At 72.7% G+C, this 18,557-nt stretch carries 19 protein-coding genes; 4 read left to right on the forward strand and 15 right to left on the reverse strand.

All coding sequences use genetic code 11. The annotated features are described in order from the left end of the window. Nucleotides 1–86: 86 nt before the first annotated feature. The 9 genes from gatB to IE239_RS30160 all read right to left on the reverse strand — a co-directional run bounded on the left by gatB (nucleotide 87) and on the right by IE239_RS30160 (nucleotide 11,223). On the reverse strand, nucleotides 87–1,601 hold the full coding sequence (gatB, locus tag IE239_RS30120; protein WP_190152591.1) for an Asp-tRNA(Asn)/Glu-tRNA(Gln) amidotransferase subunit GatB: 1,515 nt from the start codon (nucleotides 1,599–1,601) through the stop codon (nucleotides 87–89). Between the two features lie 15 nt (nucleotides 1,602–1,616). Next, the gene (locus IE239_RS30125; protein WP_190152592.1) at nucleotides 1,617–1,856 is read right to left on the reverse strand and encodes a hypothetical protein; all 240 of its coding nucleotides are present in this window, start codon (nucleotides 1,854–1,856) and stop codon (nucleotides 1,617–1,619) included. Continuing rightward, a complete protein-coding gene (gene gatA, locus IE239_RS30130; RefSeq protein WP_190152593.1) occupies nucleotides 1,853–3,355 on the reverse strand; it encodes an Asp-tRNA(Asn)/Glu-tRNA(Gln) amidotransferase subunit GatA in 1,503 nt (500 codons plus the stop codon). The genes IE239_RS30125 and gatA overlap by 4 nt, the downstream gene beginning before the upstream one ends. A 5-nt stretch (nucleotides 3,356–3,360) precedes the next feature. Further along, on the reverse strand, nucleotides 3,361–3,657 hold the full coding sequence (gene gatC / locus IE239_RS30135) for an Asp-tRNA(Asn)/Glu-tRNA(Gln) amidotransferase subunit GatC (protein WP_007384860.1): 297 nt from the start codon (nucleotides 3,655–3,657) through the stop codon (nucleotides 3,361–3,363). Between the two features lie 517 nt (nucleotides 3,658–4,174). Then, on the reverse strand, nucleotides 4,175–6,418 hold the full coding sequence (locus tag IE239_RS30140; protein ID WP_190152594.1) for a putative bifunctional diguanylate cyclase/phosphodiesterase: 2,244 nt from the start codon (nucleotides 6,416–6,418) through the stop codon (nucleotides 4,175–4,177). 257 nt (nucleotides 6,419–6,675) lie between these two features. Continuing rightward, nucleotides 6,676–8,880 (reverse strand): NAD-dependent DNA ligase LigA, encoded by a 2,205-nt coding sequence (gene ligA / locus IE239_RS30145; protein ID WP_190152595.1) that lies wholly within the window; start codon nucleotides 8,878–8,880, stop codon nucleotides 6,676–6,678. 15 nt (nucleotides 8,881–8,895) lie between these two features. After that, nucleotides 8,896–9,897 (reverse strand): methionine synthase, encoded by a 1,002-nt coding sequence (locus tag IE239_RS30150; RefSeq protein ID WP_190152596.1) that lies wholly within the window; start codon nucleotides 9,895–9,897, stop codon nucleotides 8,896–8,898. Nucleotides 9,898–9,966: 69 nt separating this feature from the next. Continuing rightward, nucleotides 9,967–10,665, reverse strand: coding sequence for an SDR family oxidoreductase (locus IE239_RS30155; protein ID WP_190152597.1), 699 nt, complete (start codon nucleotides 10,663–10,665; stop codon nucleotides 9,967–9,969). Between the two features lie 18 nt (nucleotides 10,666–10,683). Beyond that, nucleotides 10,684–11,223 carry an LOG family protein gene (locus tag IE239_RS30160; RefSeq protein ID WP_190152598.1) on the reverse strand — a complete coding sequence of 180 codons (540 nt, stop codon included), beginning with the start codon at nucleotides 11,221–11,223 and terminating at the stop codon, nucleotides 10,684–10,686. A 50-nt stretch (nucleotides 11,224–11,273) separates the two neighbouring features. On the opposite strand from IE239_RS30160, the gene IE239_RS30165 reads away from it, so the two are divergent. Next, nucleotides 11,274–11,612, forward strand: a complete 339-nt coding sequence (locus IE239_RS30165; protein ID WP_190152599.1) for a DUF427 domain-containing protein — start codon at nucleotides 11,274–11,276, stop codon at nucleotides 11,610–11,612. A 38-nt stretch (nucleotides 11,613–11,650) separates the two neighbouring features. Beyond that, entirely contained in the window at nucleotides 11,651–12,430 is a 780-nt protein-coding gene (locus tag IE239_RS30170; protein WP_190152600.1) for an alpha/beta fold hydrolase, read from the forward strand. Nucleotides 12,431–12,540: 110 nt separating this feature from the next. Here the strand turns inward: IE239_RS30170 and IE239_RS30175 are convergent, their stop codons facing one another. Both IE239_RS30175 and mnmA read right to left on the reverse strand, forming a co-directional pair. Next, nucleotides 12,541–12,750, reverse strand: a complete 210-nt coding sequence (locus IE239_RS30175) for an ATP-binding protein (RefSeq protein WP_190152601.1) — start codon at nucleotides 12,748–12,750, stop codon at nucleotides 12,541–12,543. Between the two features lie 140 nt (nucleotides 12,751–12,890). Next, nucleotides 12,891–14,021 carry a tRNA 2-thiouridine(34) synthase MnmA gene (mnmA, locus tag IE239_RS30180; RefSeq protein ID WP_190152602.1) on the reverse strand — a complete coding sequence of 377 codons (1,131 nt, stop codon included), beginning with the start codon at nucleotides 14,019–14,021 and terminating at the stop codon, nucleotides 12,891–12,893. Between the two features lie 83 nt (nucleotides 14,022–14,104). On the opposite strand from mnmA, the gene IE239_RS30185 reads away from it, so the two are divergent. Continuing rightward, nucleotides 14,105–14,770, forward strand: a complete 666-nt coding sequence (locus IE239_RS30185; RefSeq protein WP_190152603.1) for an N-acetylmuramoyl-L-alanine amidase — start codon at nucleotides 14,105–14,107, stop codon at nucleotides 14,768–14,770. Between the two features lie 143 nt (nucleotides 14,771–14,913). On the opposite strand, the gene IE239_RS30190 is transcribed toward IE239_RS30185, so the two are convergent. Genes IE239_RS30190 through IE239_RS30200 form a run of 3 tightly spaced genes read right to left on the reverse strand, consistent with a single transcriptional unit; the run spans nucleotide 14,914 to nucleotide 16,599 of the window. Next, complete coding sequence (locus IE239_RS30190) at nucleotides 14,914–16,077, reverse strand: cysteine desulfurase family protein (RefSeq protein ID WP_190152604.1); 1,164 nt, start codon at nucleotides 16,075–16,077, stop codon at nucleotides 14,914–14,916. A 58-nt stretch (nucleotides 16,078–16,135) separates the two neighbouring features. Continuing rightward, complete coding sequence (locus tag IE239_RS30195) at nucleotides 16,136–16,402, reverse strand: DUF4190 domain-containing protein (protein WP_190152605.1); 267 nt, start codon at nucleotides 16,400–16,402, stop codon at nucleotides 16,136–16,138. 32 nt (nucleotides 16,403–16,434) lie between these two features. Continuing rightward, entirely contained in the window at nucleotides 16,435–16,599 is a 165-nt protein-coding gene (locus tag IE239_RS30200; protein WP_190152606.1) for a hypothetical protein, read from the reverse strand. Between the two features lie 122 nt (nucleotides 16,600–16,721). Between IE239_RS30200 and IE239_RS30205 the strand changes: the two genes are divergently transcribed. Next, entirely contained in the window at nucleotides 16,722–17,348 is a 627-nt protein-coding gene (locus IE239_RS30205) for a TetR family transcriptional regulator (RefSeq protein ID WP_190152607.1), read from the forward strand. Nucleotides 17,349–17,614: 266 nt separating this feature from the next. Here IE239_RS30205 and IE239_RS30210 read toward each other — a convergent pair whose 3' ends face one another. After that, entirely contained in the window at nucleotides 17,615–18,475 is an 861-nt protein-coding gene (locus IE239_RS30210; RefSeq protein ID WP_190152608.1) for a thioesterase family protein, read from the reverse strand. Nucleotides 18,476–18,557: the final 82 nt, after the last annotated feature.

Here is an 18,557-nt window from a genome sequence, read left to right on the forward strand (position 1 = left end):
GGGTCATGAGGGGACATGGGAGCGCCGGAGCACGGAAAAGGGGTGCACCGGTTCGCGGTGCACCCCTTTCGGGAGTCCGGTGGGGCTCAGCCCTCGCTGACGCCCAGCCTCTCCAGGATCAGCTCCTTGACGCGGGCCGCGTCGGCCTGACCGCGCGTGGCCTTCATCACCGCGCCGACCAGAGCGCCGGCCGCCGCGACCTTGCCGCCGCGGATCTTGTCGGCGATGCCCGGGTTGCCGGCGATGGCCTCGTCGACGGCCGTGCCGAGCGCCGAGTCGTCGGAGACGACCTTCAGGCCGCGCTTGTCGACGACCTCGTCCGGGCCGCCCTCGCCGGCGAGGACGCCCTCGATGACCTGGCGGGCCAGCTTGTCGTTCAGGTCGCCCTTGAGCACCAGCTCGGCGACCCGCGCGACCTGCGCCGGCGTGATGGCCAGCTCGTCGAGCGCGACGCCCGACTCGTTGGCGCTGCGGGCCAGCTCGCCCATCCACCACTTGCGGGCGGAGGCCGCGTCGGCCCCGGCGTCGATGGTGGCGACGATCAGGTCCAGCGCACCGGCGTTCAGGATCGACTGCATGTCGGTGGCGGTGATGCCCCACTCGGCGACCAGCCGGTTGCGGCGGGCCAGCGGCAGCTCCGGCAGCCCGGCGCGGATCTCCTCGACCCACGCGCGGGACGGCGCGACGGGCACCAGGTCGGGCTCCGGGAAGTACCGGTAGTCCTCGGCCTCCTCCTTCACGCGGCCCGAGGTCGTCGACCCGGTGTCCTCGTGGAAGTGGCGCGTCTCCTGGATGATCGTGCCGCCGCCGTTCAGCACGGCCGCGTGCCGCTGGATCTCGAAGCGGGCCGCGCGCTCCACGGACCGCAGCGAGTTCACGTTCTTCGTCTCGGACCGCGTGCCGAACTTCTCCCGGCCGTGCGGACGCAGCGACAGGTTGACGTCGCAGCGCATCTGGCCCATCTCCATGCGGGCCTCGGAGACGCCGAGCGCCTTGATGACCTCGCGCAGCTCGCGCACGTACGCCCGGGCGACCTCGGGAGCACGCTCGCCCGCGCCCTCGATCGGCTTGGTGACGATCTCGATGAGCGGGATGCCGGCGCGGTTGTAGTCCAGCAGCGAGTGGGAGGCGCCGTGGATGCGGCCGGTGGCGCCGCCGACGTGCGTCGACTTGCCGGTGTCCTCCTCCATGTGGGCGCGCTCGATCTGCACCCGGAAGGTCTCGCCGTCCTCCAGCTGCACGTCGAGGTAGCCGTCGAAGGCGATCGGCTCGTCGTACTGGGAGGTCTGGAAGTTCTTCGGCATGTCCGGATAGAAGTAGTTCTTCCGGGCGAATCGGCACCACTCGGCGATCTCGCAGTTCAGCGCGAGACCGATCTTGATCGCCGACTCGATCCCGATCGCGTTGACGACCGGGAGCGCGCCCGGCATGCCGAGGCAGGTGGGACAGGTCTGCGTGTTGGCGTCCTGACCGAGCTCGGTCGAACAGCCGCAGAACATCTTCGTCTTGGTGCCGAGTTCGACATGGACCTCGAGGCCCATGACGGGGTCGTACGACGCGAGTGCGTCCTCGTACGACACCAGGTCGGTCGTGGTGGTCACGGTGTAACTTCCCTCTCAGCCCAGCAGGACGTCGTCGTCGCCCAGCCGCTTCAGCTCGCGGTACAGGATGGCGAGGCCGGTGGCGATGGCGACGGCGGACACGGTGGCGTCGATCAGGACCAGCGTGTCCTTCTCGGCACGGGCCTTCCTGAGCCGCTTGGCGACGCCGATCGCGCCGAACGCGGTCCCGGCGATGGACAGGTACGTACCGGACTTGGACTTCCTGAAGCCCTTGGCCTTGTTCAGTGCGCTCACAGCGACGGAGCCTCCTCGAGAAGCGGGTGACCCCACCTTTCCACGAAGGCGGCCTCGACGGCGGCGCCGACCTTGTACAGACGGTCGTCCTTCAGCGCGGGGGCGATGATCTGCAGGCCCACCGGGAGGTTGTCCTCCGGGGCGAGGCCGCAGGGCAGCGACATGGCCGCGTTGCCCGCGAGGTTGGTCGGGATGGTGCACAGGTCGGCCAGGTACATCGCCATCGGGTCGTCGGCGCGCTCGCCGATCGCGAAGGCGGTGGTCGGGGTCGTCGGCGAGACGATCACGTCGACCTGCTCGAAGGCCTTCTCGAAGTCGCGCGTGATGAGCGTGCGGACCTTCTGCGCGGAGCCGTAGTAGGCATCGTAGTAGCCGCTCGACAGGGCGTACGTGCCGAGCATGATGCGCCGCTTGACCTCGGGGCCGAAGCCCGCCGCACGGGTGAGGGAGGTGACGTCCTCGGCGGAGCGGGTGCCGTCGTCGCCGGTGCGCAGGCCGTAGCGCAGGCCGTCGAAGCGGGCCAGGTTGGACGAGCACTCGGACGGCGCGATCAGGTAGTACGCCGACAGGGCGAGGTCGAAGGACGGGCAGTCCAGCTCGACGATCTCGGCGCCCAGCTCCTTCAGCAGCGCGACGGACTCGTCGAACCGCTGGATGACGCCGGCCTGGTAGCCCTCGCCGCGGAACTGCTTCACGACGCCCACGCGCATGCCGTCGACGCTGCCGTTGCGGGCGGCCTCGACGACCGGCGGGACGGGCGCGTCGATGGACGTGGAGTCCAGCGGGTCGTGCCCGGCGATGACCTCGTGCAGCAGCGCCGCGTCCAGGACCGTGCGGGCGCAGGGGCCGCCCTGGTCGAGGGAGGACGAGAAGGCGACCATGCCGTACCGCGAGACCGCGCCGTACGTCGGCTTGACGCCGACGGTGCCGGTGACGGCGGCCGGCTGGCGGATGGAGCCGCCGGTGTCGGTGCCGATGGCCAGCGGCGCCTGGAAGGAGGCGAGCGCGGCGGAGGAGCCGCCGCCGGAGCCGCCGGGGATCTTGGTGAGGTCCCAGGGGTTGCCGGTCGGGCCGTAGGCGCTGTTCTCGGTGCTCGACCCCATGGCGAACTCGTCCATGTTGGTCTTGCCGAGGATGACGACGTCGGCGGCCTTCAGCCGCTTGGTGAGCGTGGCGTCGTACGGCGGGATCCAGCCCTCGAGGATCTTCGAGCCGACGGTCGTCGGGATGCCCTCGGTGGTGAAGATGTCCTTGAGCGCGAGCGGGACGCCGGCCAGCGGGCCGAGCTTCTCGCCCCGCTCCCGCTTCCCGTCCACGGCGCGGGCCTGCGCGAGGGCGCCCTCGCGGTCGACGTGCAGGAAGGCGTGGACCTTCTCGTCGACGGCCTCGATGCGCGCCAGGTGCGCCTCGGTGACCTGGACGGCCGTGAGCTCGCCGGAGGCGATCTTCGCGGCGGTCTCGGCGGCGGTGAGCTTGATGATGGTGACGTGGTCCGTCATGGCGGTTAGTCCTCCCCCAGGATCTGCGGCACCTTGAAACGCTGCTGCTCCTGGGCCGGGGCGCCGGAGAGCGCCTGCTCGGGGGTGAGCGACGGACGGACCTCGTCCGCCCGCATGACGTTGGTCAGCGGGAGCGGGTGCGAGGTCGGCGGTACGTCTTGGTCGGCGACCTCGCTGACGCGGGCGACCGCGCCGATGATGTCGTCCAGCTGTCCCGCGAAGTGTTCGAGCTCTTCGGGCTTCAGCTCCAGACGCGCCAGCCGGGCGAGGTGGGCGACCTCCTCGCGCGTGATGCCAGGCATGCAGCGTTCCTCTGGGGTGGAGTGAGTGTGCGGTTCGGGCCAATCCTATGGGGCGGGGCGGCGTGCCCGGTAAACGGTTTGCCTCGCCGCCCGGCTCCGGGCGGCTTCCCCGGGCGCGGGCGTCCTGGCGGGCCTCGGCCGCGGGGGAACGGGCGATCGGGGAAAGCACGGGCGCGGGAGGCCCGGTGGCACGGCCGGGAGAGCCCGGACCACGCGGCGGGAAAGGCCGGACTGCTCGGCGGGGAAGGACTGACTGCTCCGTGCGGGAAGCCGGACCGCTCGACCGGGGAGGCCGGGCTGCTCGGCGCAGGAGGCCGGACCGCTCGACCGGGGAAGCCGGACTGCTCGGCGCAGGAGGCCGAACCGCTCGACCGGGGAAGCCGGACTGCTCGGCGCAGGAGGCCGAACCGCTCGACCGGGGAAGCCGGGCTGCTCGGCGCAGGAGGCCGAACCGCTCGACCGGGGAAGCCTGGCTGCTCGGCGCAGGAGGCCGGACCGCTCGGCCGGGGAGGACGGGCTATTCGTCCGATGCCGCCGCCGGGAGGGCCGCGGCGGGGCGCTGCCAGCCGCGTGAGCCGCGGGCGCGCAGCCAGGCGGTCGTCTCCTCCGGGGGCATCGCGGCGGCCACCAGCCAGCCCTGGACGGCGTCGCAGCCCAGGTCGCGCAGACGCTCCCACGTCTCGTCGTCCTCGACGCCCTCGGCGACCACCAGCAGCCCCAGGGAATGCGCGAGGTCGAGCGTGCAGCGCACGATCTCGGCGTCCTCGGCGTCCACGGCCAGCCGGGCCACGAAGGAGCGGTCGATCTTCAGCTCGCTCACCGGCAGCCGGCGCAGATGGACCAGGGAGGAGTAGCCGGTGCCGAAGTCGTCCAGGGACATCTTCACGCCGTGGCCGGTCAGCGCGTTGAGGGTGTCGGCGGCGCGCTGCGGGTCCTCCAGGAGGACGTGTTCGGTGATCTCCAGCTGAAGCGCTCCCGCGGGCACTCCGTGCCGGGCCAGGCGCGCGGCGACGGATCCGGCGAACCCCGGCGTGTGGACGTCACGGGGGGAGACGTTCACCGCGACCGGCACGTACAGACCCTGGGCCCGCCACCGGGCGACCTGGGCGAGCGCCGTCTCCAGCACGTACTCCGTCAGATGGGGCATCAGCCCGGACGACTCGGCGATCGCTATGAACTCGTCCGGCGGCACCTTTCCGCGCTCCGGGTGCACCCAGCGGACCAGGGCCTCGAGCCCCGCCACCTGTCCGTCGAAGCGGACCTTCGGCTGGTAGTGCAGCTGTACCTCGTGCGCGTCGAGGGCGCGCCGCAGGTCGCCCAGCAGGCCGAGCCGGTCGGGGGTGTTGGAGTCGCGCTTGGACTCGTACACCTCGACCCCGGTGCGGTCCCGCTTGGCCTGGTACATCGCCACGTCGGCCCGGCGCAGCAGACCCTCGGCGTCGAGCGCGTGGTCGGGGAAGACGGCGACCCCCGCGCTGGCCTCCAGCACGAGGGTGAGGCCGTCGAGGTCGAGCGGCGAGCTGAGGTCGGCCACCAGGGCGCGGGCGATGCGGCTCGCGGAGGTGGTGGAGTCCGCGACGGGCAGTAAGACGGCGAACTCGTCCCCGCCGAGCCGCGCGACCTCCGCCCCGCGCGGGAGGGCGATCCGCAGCCGGTCGGCTATCTGCAGCAGGAGCCGGTCTCCGGCGAGATGGCCGAGGGTGTCGTTGACGGAGCGGAAGCGGTCGAGGTCGATCAGCATGAGGGCGGCCCGGGCGCCGATGCGTTCGGCGTCGTCCAGGGCGGTCCAGATGCGCTCCAGCAGCCACTGGCGGTTGGGCAGCCCGGTCAGCGGGTCACGCAGCTGCTCCTCGGCGCGGGCGCGGGCTATCCACAGGGTGGAGTCGAGGGCGATGAGCGGGATGGCGAACAGCGGCAGCAGGAGGGGCTTGGCCAGGGCCACCACGCATATCAGCGGGGCGATGCCCAGCAGGGCGACCGCCACCAGGCCCTGTCTGACCAGGGCGGTGCGGGCGACGGTCGGCAGTCCGCCGACGCGGGGGGCGTGCAGATACCAGAGCAGGACGCGGGTGACGGCGAGGTAGGCGACGGCCACCAGGATGACCTGGGGCGCGGTGTAGAGCGTCCAGGTGTCGGGGGCCCAGGGGCGCTCCACGGACGGTATCCGCCCGCAGGCGGCCAGCAGGAGCGCGCCCGCGCCGATGCCGAGGATGTCCACCGCGCCGTGCAGGACGCCCTGCCGCCAGCGGTGGCGCCGGGCTATGCCGACCAGTACGACGACGGTGAGGCTGACCATGCCGGCGGGCACCCAGCCGTACAGCAGCAGCACGGTGAGGGTGAGGGCGGCGCCGGAGCCGGTGCCGCCCCACCAGCGGGCGCGGCCGAGCAGGACCAGGTGTCCGACGATGACGCCGGCCAGGACGGCCAGGGCCCAGCCGGTCGGACCGGAGGGGAAGAGCGCGTGCCCGCCGGTGAAGGCGCGATAGAACCCCGCGCCGAGGGCGAAGGCGGCCGCGCCGACGACGGCCGCGGGCAGCGCGGGCCAGGACAGGTGCCGGTCGGATTCGGCGCCGGGCAGGCCGGTGGGCGGCTGGACGGAGGCGCGCGCGTCCAGGGTGGAGTGCGGCTCGGTGTGCGGCACGAACGCCTCCGCGCCCGGCCGCCCCGGGGAGCGCTCCGTCCACCAGCTCCCCCACCAGACGCCGGGGACCCGGCGTCGGCGCACCGCCTCGTCCGGAGCGGCGCTCTCGGTCGGTTCCATTCCCGTCCCTCTCACAGCCGGCGGTGCCCACGCCACGCGGCCCGTTTCCCGACGATCCCGGACGGTGCCGCGTGGGAAAACCCTTCCTTCTGCCCGCCAGGAGCAGAGGCGTGCACCGGCCGCGGCTGGGCACGGCAGGCGCACGTCTCAACAGTAGGCCGCGGAAGGCTTCCACGGGCAGCGGTCGTCGACGGTTGCCCGAATGCGTCCCGGCCACCCGGATGCATCTGGTATGCGCCGATCGGGTGACCTTCGGCCTACGCTCCGGTCTGCTCCTCGGTGGGCAGGGCCGCCGCGGAAGCCGCCTCGGGGCCTTGTTCCAGCAGGACGGTGAAGCCGTCCTCGTCCAGGACCGGAACCTTGAGCTGCATCGCCTTGTCGTACTTCGTTCCGGGGCTGTCACCCACGACGACGAACGACGTCTTCTTGGAGACCGAACCGGTGACCTTCGCTCCCCGGCTCTGCAGGGCGTCCTTGGCGCCGTCCCGGGTGAAGTGCTCGAGGGTGCCGGTGACGACGACGGTCAGCCCTTCGAGGGGGCGCGGCCCTTCGTCCTCGGCGGAGCCCTCCTCCTCCATGCGGACGCCGGCCGCCTTCCACTTGCGCAGGATCTCCTGGTGCCATTCCTCGGCGAACCACTCCTTCAGGGAGGCGGCGATGATGGCGCCGACCCCTTCGGTGGCCGCCAGCTCCTCCTCGGTGGCCCGCTCGATGCGCTCGATCGAGCGGAACTCGCGGGCCAGCGCCTCCGCCGCGACCGGTCCGACATGGCGGATCGACAGGCCGGTGAGGACGCGCGCCAGCGGGCGCTCCTTGGCGGCGGCGATGTTGTCGAGCATGGCGAGCGCGTTCTTCTTCGGCTCGCCCAGCTGGTTGGCGAAGACCGTGGCGATCTTCTCCTCGCCGGTCTTCGGATCCCGCTTGGGAAGTCCGCTGTCCTGGTCGAGGACGTAGGCCTTGATGGGCAGCAGCCGGTCGATGGTGAGGTCGAACAGGTCGCCCTCGTCGGCCAGCGGGGGGTCCTGCGGCTCCAGGGGCTTGGTGAGGGCGGCCGCGGCCACGTACCCGAAGTGCTCGATGTCCAGGGCCCGGCGGCCGGCCAGGTAGAAGAGGCGTTCGCGCAACTGGGCGGGGCAGGTGCGGGCGTTGGGGCAGCGCAGATCGACGTCGCCCTCCTTCATCGGCCGCAGGGGCGTCCCGCACTCGGGGCAATCGGACGGCATCACGAACGCGCGCTCGGTGCCGTCGCGCAGGTCCGCGACCGGGCCGAGGATCTCCGGGATCACGTCACCGGCCTTGCGCAGCACCACGGTGTCGCCGATCAGGACGCCCTTGGCCTTGACGACGTCCTGGTTGTGCAGGGTGGCGAACTCGACCTCGGATCCGGCCACCGTCACCGGCTCGACCTGGGCGTAGGGCGTGACACGGCCGGTCCGGCCGACCCCCACGCGGATGTTGACGAGCTTGGTGTTGACCTCCTCCGGCGCGTACTTGTAGGCGATCGCCCACCGGGGCGCGCGGGCCGTGGAGCCGAGCCGGCCCTGGAGCCGGATCTCGTCGAGCTTGACGACCACGCCGTCGATCTCGTGCTCGACCGAGTGCCGGTTCTCCCCGAAGTAGGCGATGAACTCCCGTACGCCGTCGAGGCCGTCGACCACCTTGTTGTGCCGGGAGGTGGGCAGGCCCCACGTCTTGAGCAGGTCGTAGGCCTCGGAGAGGCGGTCGAGGCCCTCGTAGCCCTCCAGGGCGCCGATGCCGTGCACGACCATGTGCAGCGGACGGGACGCGGTGACCCGCGGGTCCTTCTGGCGCAGGGAACCGGCCGCCGCGTTGCGCGGGTTGGCGAAGGGCTTGTCGCCCGCCTCGACCAGGCGGGCGTTGAGCTCCTCGAACTTCTCCATCGGGAAGTAGACCTCGCCGCGGATCTCCACCAGCGACGGGACCCCGTCGCCCGTGAGGCGGTCGGGGATGTCCGCGATGGTGCGCACGTTGGGCGTGATGTCCTCGCCGGTGCGGCCGTCGCCGCGGGTCGCCGCGCGCGTGAGCCGGCCGTTCTCGTACGTGAGGTTGACGGCGAGGCCGTCGACCTTGAGCTCGCACAGGAAGTGGTGGGTCAGCGAGCCGACGTCCTTGTGGACGCGCTCGGCCCAGGCGGCGAGCTCCAGGTCGTCGAAGGCGTTGTCCAGCGAGAGCATCCGCTCGCGGTGCTGGACGGCCGTGAACTCCGTCTCGTACGCGCCCGCGACCTTCTGGGTCGGCGAGTCGGGCGTGCGCAGCTCGGCGTACCGCTCCTCCAGTGCCTCCAGGGCGCGCAGGAGCCGGTCGAACTCCGCGTCGCTGACGACGGGAGCGTCCTTCACGTAGTACCGGAAGCGGTGCTCCTCGATCTGCTCAGCGAGCTGCGCGTGCTGCTCCCGTGCCTCCGAGGGCACCGTCGTCTCCGCTTGCCTGTCGCCGGCCACCGTGTCGTCCTCCCGTTACTCTGGGTTGTCCGCGAGGGATCTCGCCGCCCGGACGCAGTGGGCGAGGGCCTGGCGGGCGTACGCGGGAGAGGCCCCCGCGAGTCCGCACGACGGCGTGAGCGTGACCGCCTCCGCGAGCAGCCCCGGTCGCAGTCCCAGCCTGCGCCACAGCGTCCTGACACCCCTGACGCTACCGGCAGGGTCTGACAACGGGGCGTCCGCGCCGGGCACGACACCGGCGAAGAGCCGGGTGCCCGCCTCGACCGCCTCGCCGATCACGTCGTCGTCACGTTCGGTGAGGAGCGAGAAGTCGAAGGAGACCGCCGCCGCCCCGGCCCGGCGCAACAGGGCGAACGGGACGTCCGGGGCGCACGAGTGGACGACGACGGGACCGTCGCCGTGCGCCCCCATGACGTCCCGGAGGGCGGACTCCACGAGCTGCCGGTCGACGGCGCGGTGGGTGTGGTAGCCGCTGGCGGTGCGCACCTCACCGCGCAGGACGGCGGTGAGGGACGGTTCGTCGAGCTGGAGCACGACCTGAGCGCCCGGCAGACGCCGCCGCACCTCCTCGAGGTGCAGGCGCAGGCCCTCGCCGAGGGAACCGGCGAGGTCGCGGCGGGCTCCGTGGTCGGAGAGCACCGACTGGCCGTTCTTCAGCTCCAGCGCGGCGGCGAGGGTCCACGGCCCGACGGCCTGCACCTTCACCTGGCCCTCGTAGCCCTGGGTGAACTCCTCCAGCGCGTCCAGGTCCTCGCCCAGCCAGGACCGGGCCCGCTTGGTGTCCCGGCCCGGCCGGTCGCCGATCCGCCAGCCGCTGGGCTCCACGCGCGCGTACAGCTCGACGAGCATCCCCGCGGTACGGCCGATCATGTCCGCGCCGGGGCCGCGGGCCGGCAGCTCGGCGAGGAACGGGAAGTCCTCGAAGGACCCGGTGGCGGCCTTGGCGGCCTCGCGGGCGTCACCGCCCGGCAGGGAGCCGACGCCGGTGGCGGGGCCGAAACTGAAGTGTGCGTTCACAGGTGAAGCCTACGTAGCCGCGAGGGCCCGTCCGTCCCGCGGAGCCGTCCTTCGCCCGCGCGGCCTTCCTCAGCTGCCCGGGCGCACCGTCAGGTCGTTGACCTCGGCGTCCCTCGGCAGGTCGAGCGCCATCAGGATCGTCGTCGCGACCGACTCGGGGTCGATCCACTCCCTGGGGTCGTACTCCTTGCCCTCCTGCCGGTGGACCTTGGCCTGCATGGGGCTCGCGGTGCGGCCGGGGTAGACGGAGGTGACGCGGACTCCGTTGCCGTGCTCCTCCTGGCGCAGCGAGTCCGCGAGCGCCTTCAGGCCGTGCTTGGAGGCGGCGTAGGCCGACCAGTCGGCGCTCGCCCGCAGGCCCGCCCCGGAGTTCACGAAGAGCACGTGGCCGCGAGCGGCGCGCAGTTGGGGCAGGAAGTGCCGGGTCAGCTCGGCGGGGGCGATCAGGTTGACGTTGAGCTGGTGGCGCCAGGACTTCGGGGTCAGGTCGCCCACCGGACCGAGGTCCACCACTCCGGCGACGTGGAGCAGAGAGTCCACCCGGCCGGGCAGCGACTGGTGGGAGAAGGCCCAGCTCAGCTTGTCGGGGTCGGCCAGGTCGCCGACGAGGGTCCGCGCACCGGGGAACAGCGCCGCCAGTTCCTTCGCACGGCCCGCGTCGCGCGCGTGCAGCACGAGTTCGTCCCCGCGCGCGTGCAGACGGCGGGCGACCGCAGCGCCGATGCCGGAACCCGCTCCGGTGATCACATGAGTAGCCATGCCCGCCATGCTCGCATCACCGCCGGGTCACGCGATGCCCCGGCTCTCCTCCAGGTAGGCCACCGCGCCGACGGGCTCCTCCGCGAAGAACACCAGGTCGGTGAGGGGAAGGGGCAGGAAGCCCTCGTCCTCCATGCGCCGGAACTGCGTCTTGAGCCCGTCGTAGAAGCCGGCGGTGTTCAGCAGGACGACCGGCTTGTCGGTGTGCCCGTGCTTCTTCAGCTCCAGGATCTCGGTCGCCTCGTCGAGGGTCCCGGTGCCGCCCACCATGATCACCACGGCGTCGGACTTCTCCACCAGCAGCCGTTTCCGCTCGGCGAGGTCGGCCGCGATCACCATCTCGTCGGCCCCCGCCCGCGCGGTGGCCGCGAGGAAGCCCACCGACACCCCGCACAGCCGCCCGCCCGCCTCCTGAACGCCGTCGGCGACGACCTTCATCAGACCGACGTCGGAGCCGCCCCACACCAGGGTGTGGCCGCCTTTGCCGAGCAGTTCGGCGAACTCGCGCGCGGGGCCGGTGTATCGGTCGTCGAGGTCGGCCGCGGAGAGGAAGACGCAGATTCGCATGCGGTCACGGTACGCGGGAAGAACCGGGGGCCCGCGCGTGCTGTTCCGGTATGGCCAACGGACACACGATCACGATCGAGCGGGACGACCGGCGCATCAGGGTCGTCCACGGGGACCGAGTGCTCGCCGAGACCGGCCGGGCGCTCGCACTGCGCGAGACCGGCTGTCCCGTGCGGTACTACATTCCCGCCGAGGACGTACGCCTCGACCTCCTGACCCCCTCCGACACCCATACGTACTGCCCGTTCAAGGGCACGGCGTCCTACTGGTCGCTGCCGGACGCGCCGGACCTCGTCTGGGGCTACCCCGACCCGAAGCCGGACGTCGCCGAGATCAAGGACCATCTCTGCTTCTACGAAGTGGAAGTCTCGCCGGCGGAGGTGTCGTAGGCCGATGAGTGCGGTGCCGTGCGGCAGTCTGCATGAGCATGGACAAGAAGACTGTTTCCCGTGACGGCACCGAGCTCGCGTACGAGAGCACCGGCCGGGGCCCCGCGGTCATCCTGGTGAGCGGCGCGATGTCCACGGGCGGCACCATGGCGCCCCTGGCGGGCCTGCTCGCGGACCGCTTCACCGCCGTCCGGTACGACCGCCGGGGCCGCGGCGAGAGTGGGGACACGACGCCGTACGCGGTGGAACGCGAGGTCGAGGACCTGGCGGCGCTCGTCGACGCGGTGGGCGGCGAGGCCGCGCTGTACGGCATCTCGTCGGGCGGCGCGCTGGTGCTGGCGGCGGCGGCCGCCGGGCTGCCGGTGAGCCGGGCCGCGGTGTACGAGACGCCGTTCGCCCTCGACGAGGAGGCCGCGCGGGGGCGCGCCGAGTACACCGCGAACCTCACCGAGGCGCTCGCGCAGGACCGGCGCGGGGACGCCGTCGAGCTGTTCCTGCGCCTGACCGGGCTGGCCGAGGAGATGATCCAGGGGGCTCGCCGGTCACCCATGTGGGCGGCCATGGAGGCCGTCGCGCCGACCCTCGCCCACGACGACGCGGTCATGGGCGACGGGCGGCCGCCGAGGGAGCGGCTGGCGTCGGTCGGCGTGCCGGTGCTGGCCGTCGCGGGCGAGGCCAGTCCGTCCTGGCTGCGCGAGGCCACGCGTGCCGTCGCCGACGCCGTCCCGGACGGCACGTACCGCACGCTGGAGGGCCAGACCCACATGGTCGACCCGGCCGTCCTGGCGCCGGTGCTGGCGGAGTTCTTCACGGCATAGCCTCCCGCGCGTGGGCGCCGGCCCCGCCCTCGAACGCCGCCCGCTCCTTGAGATCGCGCACGACGACGTCTCGGGGGGCGACTCGGGGGCGGTTTCGGCGGCGCTCCGGGTCAGGCCGCGAGGGCGGGCGGCGGGCCCGGCGGAAGGGCCAGCTCGAACCAGATCGTCTTTCCGGCGGGTCCGTAAGGCCCCTCGCCGGTCCCGCAGCCGCCCCAGCGGTCGGCGAGCAGGTCGAGGATCAGCAGACCCCGCCCTCCGACCGCGCACGTATCGGCTACGGGCCGGGGCGACGGCGGGGGTGCCGGCAGATCGGGGCTCATGTCCCAGACGCTAACCCGGAGCACGGGATCCAGCCAGTGCAGGCGGACGAACGCGGGCCCCTTGGTGTGCCGCACGGAGTTCGTCGCGAGTTCGGACGTCAGGAGTTCAGCCCGGTCGACGAGTTCGGCGAGGCCGTTTTCTAGGCCGCCCCGGCCGTCGCCCGGACCGTGGTCGCGATCGTCGCCGAGCCCACCACGCGCGTGCCGTCGTACAGCACGATCGCCTGGCCGGGGGCCACGCCCCGGACCGGCTCGGTGAAGGCGACCTCCAGGCGGCCGTCGACGAGTTCGGCGGTCACCTCCGTCTCGCCGCCGTGGGCGCGCAGCTGGGCCGTGTAGACGCCGGGGCCGGCCGGGGCGGCTCCGCACCAGCGGGGTTTGATCGCCGTCAGCGCGGTCACGTCCAGGGCGGCGGCCGGGCCCACCGTCACCGTGTTGTCCACCGGGGAGATGTCCAGGACGTAGCGCGGCTTGCCGTCGGCGGCCGGGGTGCCGATGCGCAGGCCCTTGCGCTGGCCGATGGTGAAGCCGTACGCGCCCTCGTGGGAGCCGATCTTCGTGCCGGACTCGTCGACGATGTCGCCCTCGGCCTTGCCGAGCCGCTGGGCGAGGAAGCCCTGGGTGTCGCCGTCGGCGATGAAGCAGATGTCGTGGCTGTCGGGCTTCTTGGCCACCGCCAGTCCGCGGCGCTCGGCCTCCGCGCGGATCTCGTCCTTCGTCGTCACCGTGTCGCCGAGCGGGAAGAGGGCGTGGGCGAGCTGGCGGTCGTCCAGGACGCCGAGGACATAACTCTGGTCCTTGGCCATGTCGGAGGCGCGGTGCAGTTCGCGCACGCCGTCCTCACCCTCGACGACCTTCGCGTAGTGGCCGGTGCACACCGCGTCGAAGCCCAGGGCGAGCGCCTTGTCGAGCAGCGCGGCGAACTTGATCTTCTCGTTGCAGCGCAGGCAGGGGTTGGGCGTGCGGCCGGCCTCGTACTCGGCGACGAAGTCCTCGACGACGTCCTCGCGAAAACGGTCGGCGAGGTCCCAGACGTAGAACGGGATGCCGATGACGTCGGCGGCGCGGCGGGCGTCGCGGGAGTCCTCGATGGTGCAGCAGCCCCGGGCGCCCGTGCGGAACGACTGCGGGTTCGCGGAGAGCGCGAGGTGGACGCCGGTCACGTCGTGGCCGGCTTCGGCGGCGCGGGCGGCGGCGACGGCGGAGTCCACGCCGCCGGACATGGCGGCGAGTACACGAAGGGGGCGGGGGCGCGGCGAGGTCTCAGTCATAACCCTTCCAGGGTACGGGTCGACGGGAACCGCAGCCCGCGAGTATCCGTTGACGATCTCGAGGGGCGAGGAAGGGCACGGACATGGGGGAGAAGAAGAGCGACTCCGACCGGCGCATCGGGCGGCGCGCCCTGCTGATCGGCGGGGCGGCGGCCGCGGTGGGCACAGGTCTGCTGGCGCGTGACGAGCTGGCGCGGCTGTACTGGCGGCTCCCCGGCGTGCGCAGGGCGCGTGTGGAGGGCGCGGTGGACTTCCGGGGCGCGCGGTGGGTGGCGGCGTCGGAGGCGAACTTCCGCTGGGCGGACCGGCCGGACGACTACGGCGTGGACATGGTCGTCGTCCATGTCACGCAGGGCGACCTCGGCAGTGCGGTGAAGGCGTTCGAGGACCCGGGGCACAAGGCGGCCGCGCACTACATCGTCGGCAAGGACGGGCGCGTCACGCAGATGGTCCGTGAGCTGGACGTCGCGTACCACGCGGGCAACCGCTCCTACAACGAGCGCAGCGTCGGCATCGAGCACGAGGGCTTCGTGGACCGGCCGAAGGACTTCACCGACGCGATGTACGCGGCGTCGGCCCGGCTGGCCGCCGCGGTCTGCCGGCGGTACGGCATACCCGTGGACCGCGAGCACATCATCGGCCACGTGGAGGTGCCGGGCACGGATCACACCGATCCCGGCGAGCACTGGGACTGGGACCGGTATCTGCGGCTCGTCGCACAGGCGCACGCCGCGACCGCCGCCTCCTGAGGCTCCGCACACCTCACCGACGGCCCAGGGGCCGCCTGCGCAGTCGGCGCGGCCTGGTCGTCGGCAGCCTCGCCGACCTGCGAGGTCGTACGAGCACCGGTGAAAGCCCGGCAGCGCGCCGGGGCCTCGGCGGCGGGCGCCCGTCAGGTGAGTCCGGCCGCCCGGGCCCGCTCCACCGCCGGGCCGATGGCCTTGGCGACCGCCTCGACGTCGGCCTCGGTGGAGGTGTGGCCGAGCGAGAAGCGGAGGGTGCCGCGGGCCAGGTCCGGGTCGACGCCGGTGGCGAGCAGGACGTGGCTGGGCTGGGCGACGCCCGCGGTGCAGGCCGAGCCGGTGGAGCACTCGATGCCCTGGGCGTCGAGCAGCAGCAGCAGGGAGTCGCCCTCGCAGCCCGGGAAGGTGAAGTGGGCGTTGGCCGGCAGCCGGTCGACGGGGTCCCCGCCGAGGATCGCGTCCGGGACGGCCGTACGGATCGCGTCGATCAGGCCGTCCCGCAGGGCGCCGATCTCGCGGGCGAACCACTCGCGCCGCTCGGCGGCGTGGCGGCCGGCGACGGCGAAGGCGACGGTCGCGGGGACGTCGAGGGTGCCGGAGCGGACATGGCGTTCCTGGCCGCCGCCGTGCAGGACGGGAACGGGGGTGTGCTCACGGCCGAGGAGGAGGGCGCCGATGCCGTAGGGGCCGCCGATCTTGTGACCGGAGACCGTCATCGCGGCGAGGCCGGAGGCGGCGAAGTCGACGGGGACCTGGCCGAAGGCCTGGACGGCGTCGGCATGCAGGGGGATGCCGAACTCGGCGGCCACGTCGGCCAGTTCACGGACCGGCAGGATCGTGCCGATCTCGTTGTTCGCCCACATCACGGTGGCCAGGGCCACGTCGTGGGGGTTGCGGGCGACGGCCTCGCGCAGGGCCTCGGGGTGGACCCGCCCGTAGGAGTCGACCGGCAGGTACTCGACCGTGGCGCCCTCGTGTTCGCCGAGCCAGTGCACGGCGTCGAGGACCGCGTGGTGCTCGACGGGGCTGGCCAGGACGCGGGTGCGGGCCGGGTCCGCGTCGCGCCGGGACCAGTACAGGCCCTTGACCGCGAGGTTGTCGGCCTCGGTGCCGCCGGAGGTGAGGACGACCTCGCTGGGGCGGGCGCCGAGCGCTTCGGCGAGCGTCTCACGGGCTTCCTCGACGGTACGGCGGGCCCGTCGGCCGGCCGCGTGCAGGGAGGAGGCGTTGCCGGTGACGCCCAGGTGCGCGGTGAGTGCCTCGACCGCCTCGGGGAGCATCGGCGTGGTCGCGGCGTGGTCGAGGTATGCCATGGTGCCCCGATTCTACGGGGGCCCGGCGGCGCGCCTCGATGCCAGGTGGCCGCGGCGGTCAGAAGCTCCAGGAGATCGTCGAGTCCGCCTGCATGAACGCCGCCAGGACCAGCAGGTCGGCGACGCCCAGCGCGAGGCCGAGGCAGGCGCGGCCGCGGCGGGCCGTGCCGCGCCAGAGGGCCGCCGCCGCCAGGACGATGGCGATCGGGCCGAGGAAGACGTTGAGGACGAGCAGGCCCAGGAGGCCCAGGATGAAGGACGCGACGGCCATGCCGTCTGCGTCGCGTACGCCGGTGCGGCGGGTGGCCGGTGCGGTGAGCTGCATGGTCGGTCGACTCCTGTCGGTGGACGGGGCGGTCAGCGGGCCGAGGTGTGCCGGCGGCCGTGGCGCTCGCGGAGCGCGAAGACGCCGAGCCAGGCGGCGATCACGGCGGCGGCGGCGACGGTGAAGGCGAACGGCGCATGGGCGACGGTGCCCATGACGACGCCCAGCAGCAGCAGTGCGGCGACGAGGAACAGCATGGGATCGGATCCCCCTCCGTGAAGTTTGGGTGAACAACTGTGGTTACAGTTGTTCACTGAATTTTGAGTCTAGCGCGTCCCCCGGCTTTCCAATTCCGGAGAACAGTTGTTAACTGGATGACATGAGTCACATCCTCGGCGTTCGGCAGGCCCAGAAGCAGAAGACCCGGCAGGCACTCATGGACGCGGCGTTGGCGCTGCTCGAGGAGCAGAGCCTGAGCAGCCTGGGCCTGCGCGAGGTCACCCGCGCCGTCGGGGTCGCCCCGACCGCCTTCTACCGCCACTTCCGCTCCACCGCGGACCTCGGCGTGGCCCTGGTCGAGGAGGCGCTGGGCAGCCTGCACCCGATGATCCGGGCCACGGTGACGTCCGCCGACTCCAGCGGTGAACGCATCGAGCGCGCTGTCGATTTGATAGCCGGTCACGTGAACGCGTACCCCGCGCACGTCCGTTTCATCGCCCGGGAACGACATGGCGGGGTCCAGCCCGTGCGGGAGGCGATCCGGGACCAACTCGGCCGGTTCGCCGACGAGGTGAAGGCGGAACTGGCCGAGGACGCCGAGGCCGAGGGCTGGAGCGACGACGACCTGCTGATGCTCTCGCACCTCTACGTCGACCAGATGCTCATCACGGCCTCGCTGTTCCTGGAGGCGCTGGAGGCCTCGCCGGAGGACCGGGAGCGGGTCGGCCTGCTCGCGACCCGCCAGATGCGGCTCATCAGCATCGGCCGCCGGCACTGGCTGGACTGAGACCGCCCACCGGACCGGGAGCCGCACGGCAGCAGGGCGCTTTCCCTCTCCCGCGCCCTCCCCGGCCGCACGGACCGGCGCGCCCGCTCCCGGCGCCTCCCGGTGCCTCCCAGCGCTTCCCGACGCGCTGCCCGGGCAGGAGACCGCTGGTCAGCCCTGCCGGGCACTGGGGCAGAGCCCGCCCCGAGCCGCCTCGCCGAAGCCGGGAGTCCGCCGCTGGAGCCCGGTCGGCGGGCGGGTACGGCCGGCGCTCGGCCGGGAACCGCTCAGCCGAGCCTGACCCGGGCCAGCTGCCGCGACTGGGCGACCAGCCGGTCCGCACTGTCCCAGACCTCGGCGTCCTCCTCGAGGAAGCCGCCGGCGAGGTTGCGGGTGACGAGGGAGACGCGCAGCGGACCGGGGGCCGGACGGCAGCGGACGTGGACCGTCAGCTCGACGGTGGGGACCCAGCCGCGCAGCCCGATCTCGAAGGCGGTGGGCGGCAGCGCGTCCACGGCGAGGAGCAGGGAGAGCGGGTCGGGGTCGCGGCCGTCCTTCAGGCCGAACCAGGCCCGCATCTCGCCCCTGCCCGAGGGCTGTCCGAGCGCCCAGCCGAGGGTGGACGGGTCGAGCTTGAGCATCAGGCGCTCGGTGAGGGCGGAGCTGCCGTCGACCGGCGCCGGCCCGTCCTCGGGGCCGAAGCACTGGTCGATCGGCGGGATCGCGGGCGGCTTCGCGGTGGTGCGGACGTCGTCCGGCAGGGAGTCCAGGTCGCCGTAGGACGCGAGCACGCGGATCCGCTCGACCTCGTCGCCCTGCTCGTCGTACTGCAGGAGCGAGGCCTGGCCGGTGGACAGGGTGCGGCCGGTGCGGACCACGTCCGTGCGGACGACCGCCGGACCCGGCTGCGAGGCGGTGAGATAGTGGGCCGAGATCGTGAACGGGTCGCCGTGCGGCAGGGCGTCCGCGAGCGCACGCCCGAGGACCGCGAGCAGGTATCCGCCGTTGACCGCGCTGATGATCGTCCACCCGGCCGACAGGTCGATGTCGTAGACGCCGGGCGCGCGCCGCGTGAGCGCGGTGTCCCGGTCGAACTCACTGTCCCCGACGGTGGCCTGCCGAGCCGTCGCCGTAACTGCTTCTGCCATGGCTGCACGGTACAACACCCGATTACTAAGCGGTAGCTTTTCAGGGGTCCGGCGACCCGCCCCGAGCCCACGACTGCAATTT

It is taken from the genome of Streptomyces humidus (genome assembly GCF_014649655.1).
GTDB classification, from domain to species: Bacteria; Actinomycetota; Actinomycetes; order Streptomycetales; family Streptomycetaceae; genus Streptomyces; species Streptomyces humidus.

Bases quoted from the DNA above. Each gene is read 5' to 3' on its own strand.
- gatA (WP_190152593.1), bottom strand. From the start codon at position 3,355: ATGACGGACCACGTCACCATCATCAAGCTCACCGCCGCCGAGACCGCC.
- gatC (WP_007384860.1), bottom strand. From the start codon at position 3,657: ATGCCTGGCATCACGCGCGAGGAGGTCGCCCACCTCGCCCGGCTGGCG.
- IE239_RS30140 (WP_190152594.1), bottom strand. From the start codon at position 6,418: ATGGAACCGACCGAGAGCGCCGCTCCGGACGAGGCGGTGCGCCGACGC.
- IE239_RS30155 (WP_190152597.1), bottom strand. From the start codon at position 10,665: ATGGCGGGCATGGCTACTCATGTGATCACCGGAGCGGGTTCCGGCATC.
- IE239_RS30160 (WP_190152598.1), bottom strand. From the start codon at position 11,223: ATGCGAATCTGCGTCTTCCTCTCCGCGGCCGACCTCGACGACCGATAC.
- IE239_RS30165 (WP_190152599.1), top strand. From the start codon at position 11,274: ATGGCCAACGGACACACGATCACGATCGAGCGGGACGACCGGCGCATC.
- IE239_RS30170 (WP_190152600.1), top strand. From the start codon at position 11,651: ATGGACAAGAAGACTGTTTCCCGTGACGGCACCGAGCTCGCGTACGAG.
- IE239_RS30175 (WP_190152601.1), bottom strand. From the start codon at position 12,750: ATGAGCCCCGATCTGCCGGCACCCCCGCCGTCGCCCCGGCCCGTAGCC.
- mnmA (WP_190152602.1), bottom strand. From the start codon at position 14,021: ATGACTGAGACCTCGCCGCGCCCCCGCCCCCTTCGTGTACTCGCCGCC.
- IE239_RS30185 (WP_190152603.1), top strand. From the start codon at position 14,105: ATGGGGGAGAAGAAGAGCGACTCCGACCGGCGCATCGGGCGGCGCGCC.
- IE239_RS30190 (WP_190152604.1), bottom strand. From the start codon at position 16,077: ATGGCATACCTCGACCACGCCGCGACCACGCCGATGCTCCCCGAGGCG.
- IE239_RS30195 (WP_190152605.1), bottom strand. From the start codon at position 16,402: ATGCAGCTCACCGCACCGGCCACCCGCCGCACCGGCGTACGCGACGCA.
- IE239_RS30200 (WP_190152606.1), bottom strand. From the start codon at position 16,599: ATGCTGTTCCTCGTCGCCGCACTGCTGCTGCTGGGCGTCGTCATGGGC.
- IE239_RS30205 (WP_190152607.1), top strand. From the start codon at position 16,722: ATGAGTCACATCCTCGGCGTTCGGCAGGCCCAGAAGCAGAAGACCCGG.
- IE239_RS30210 (WP_190152608.1), bottom strand. From the start codon at position 18,475: ATGGCAGAAGCAGTTACGGCGACGGCTCGGCAGGCCACCGTCGGGGAC.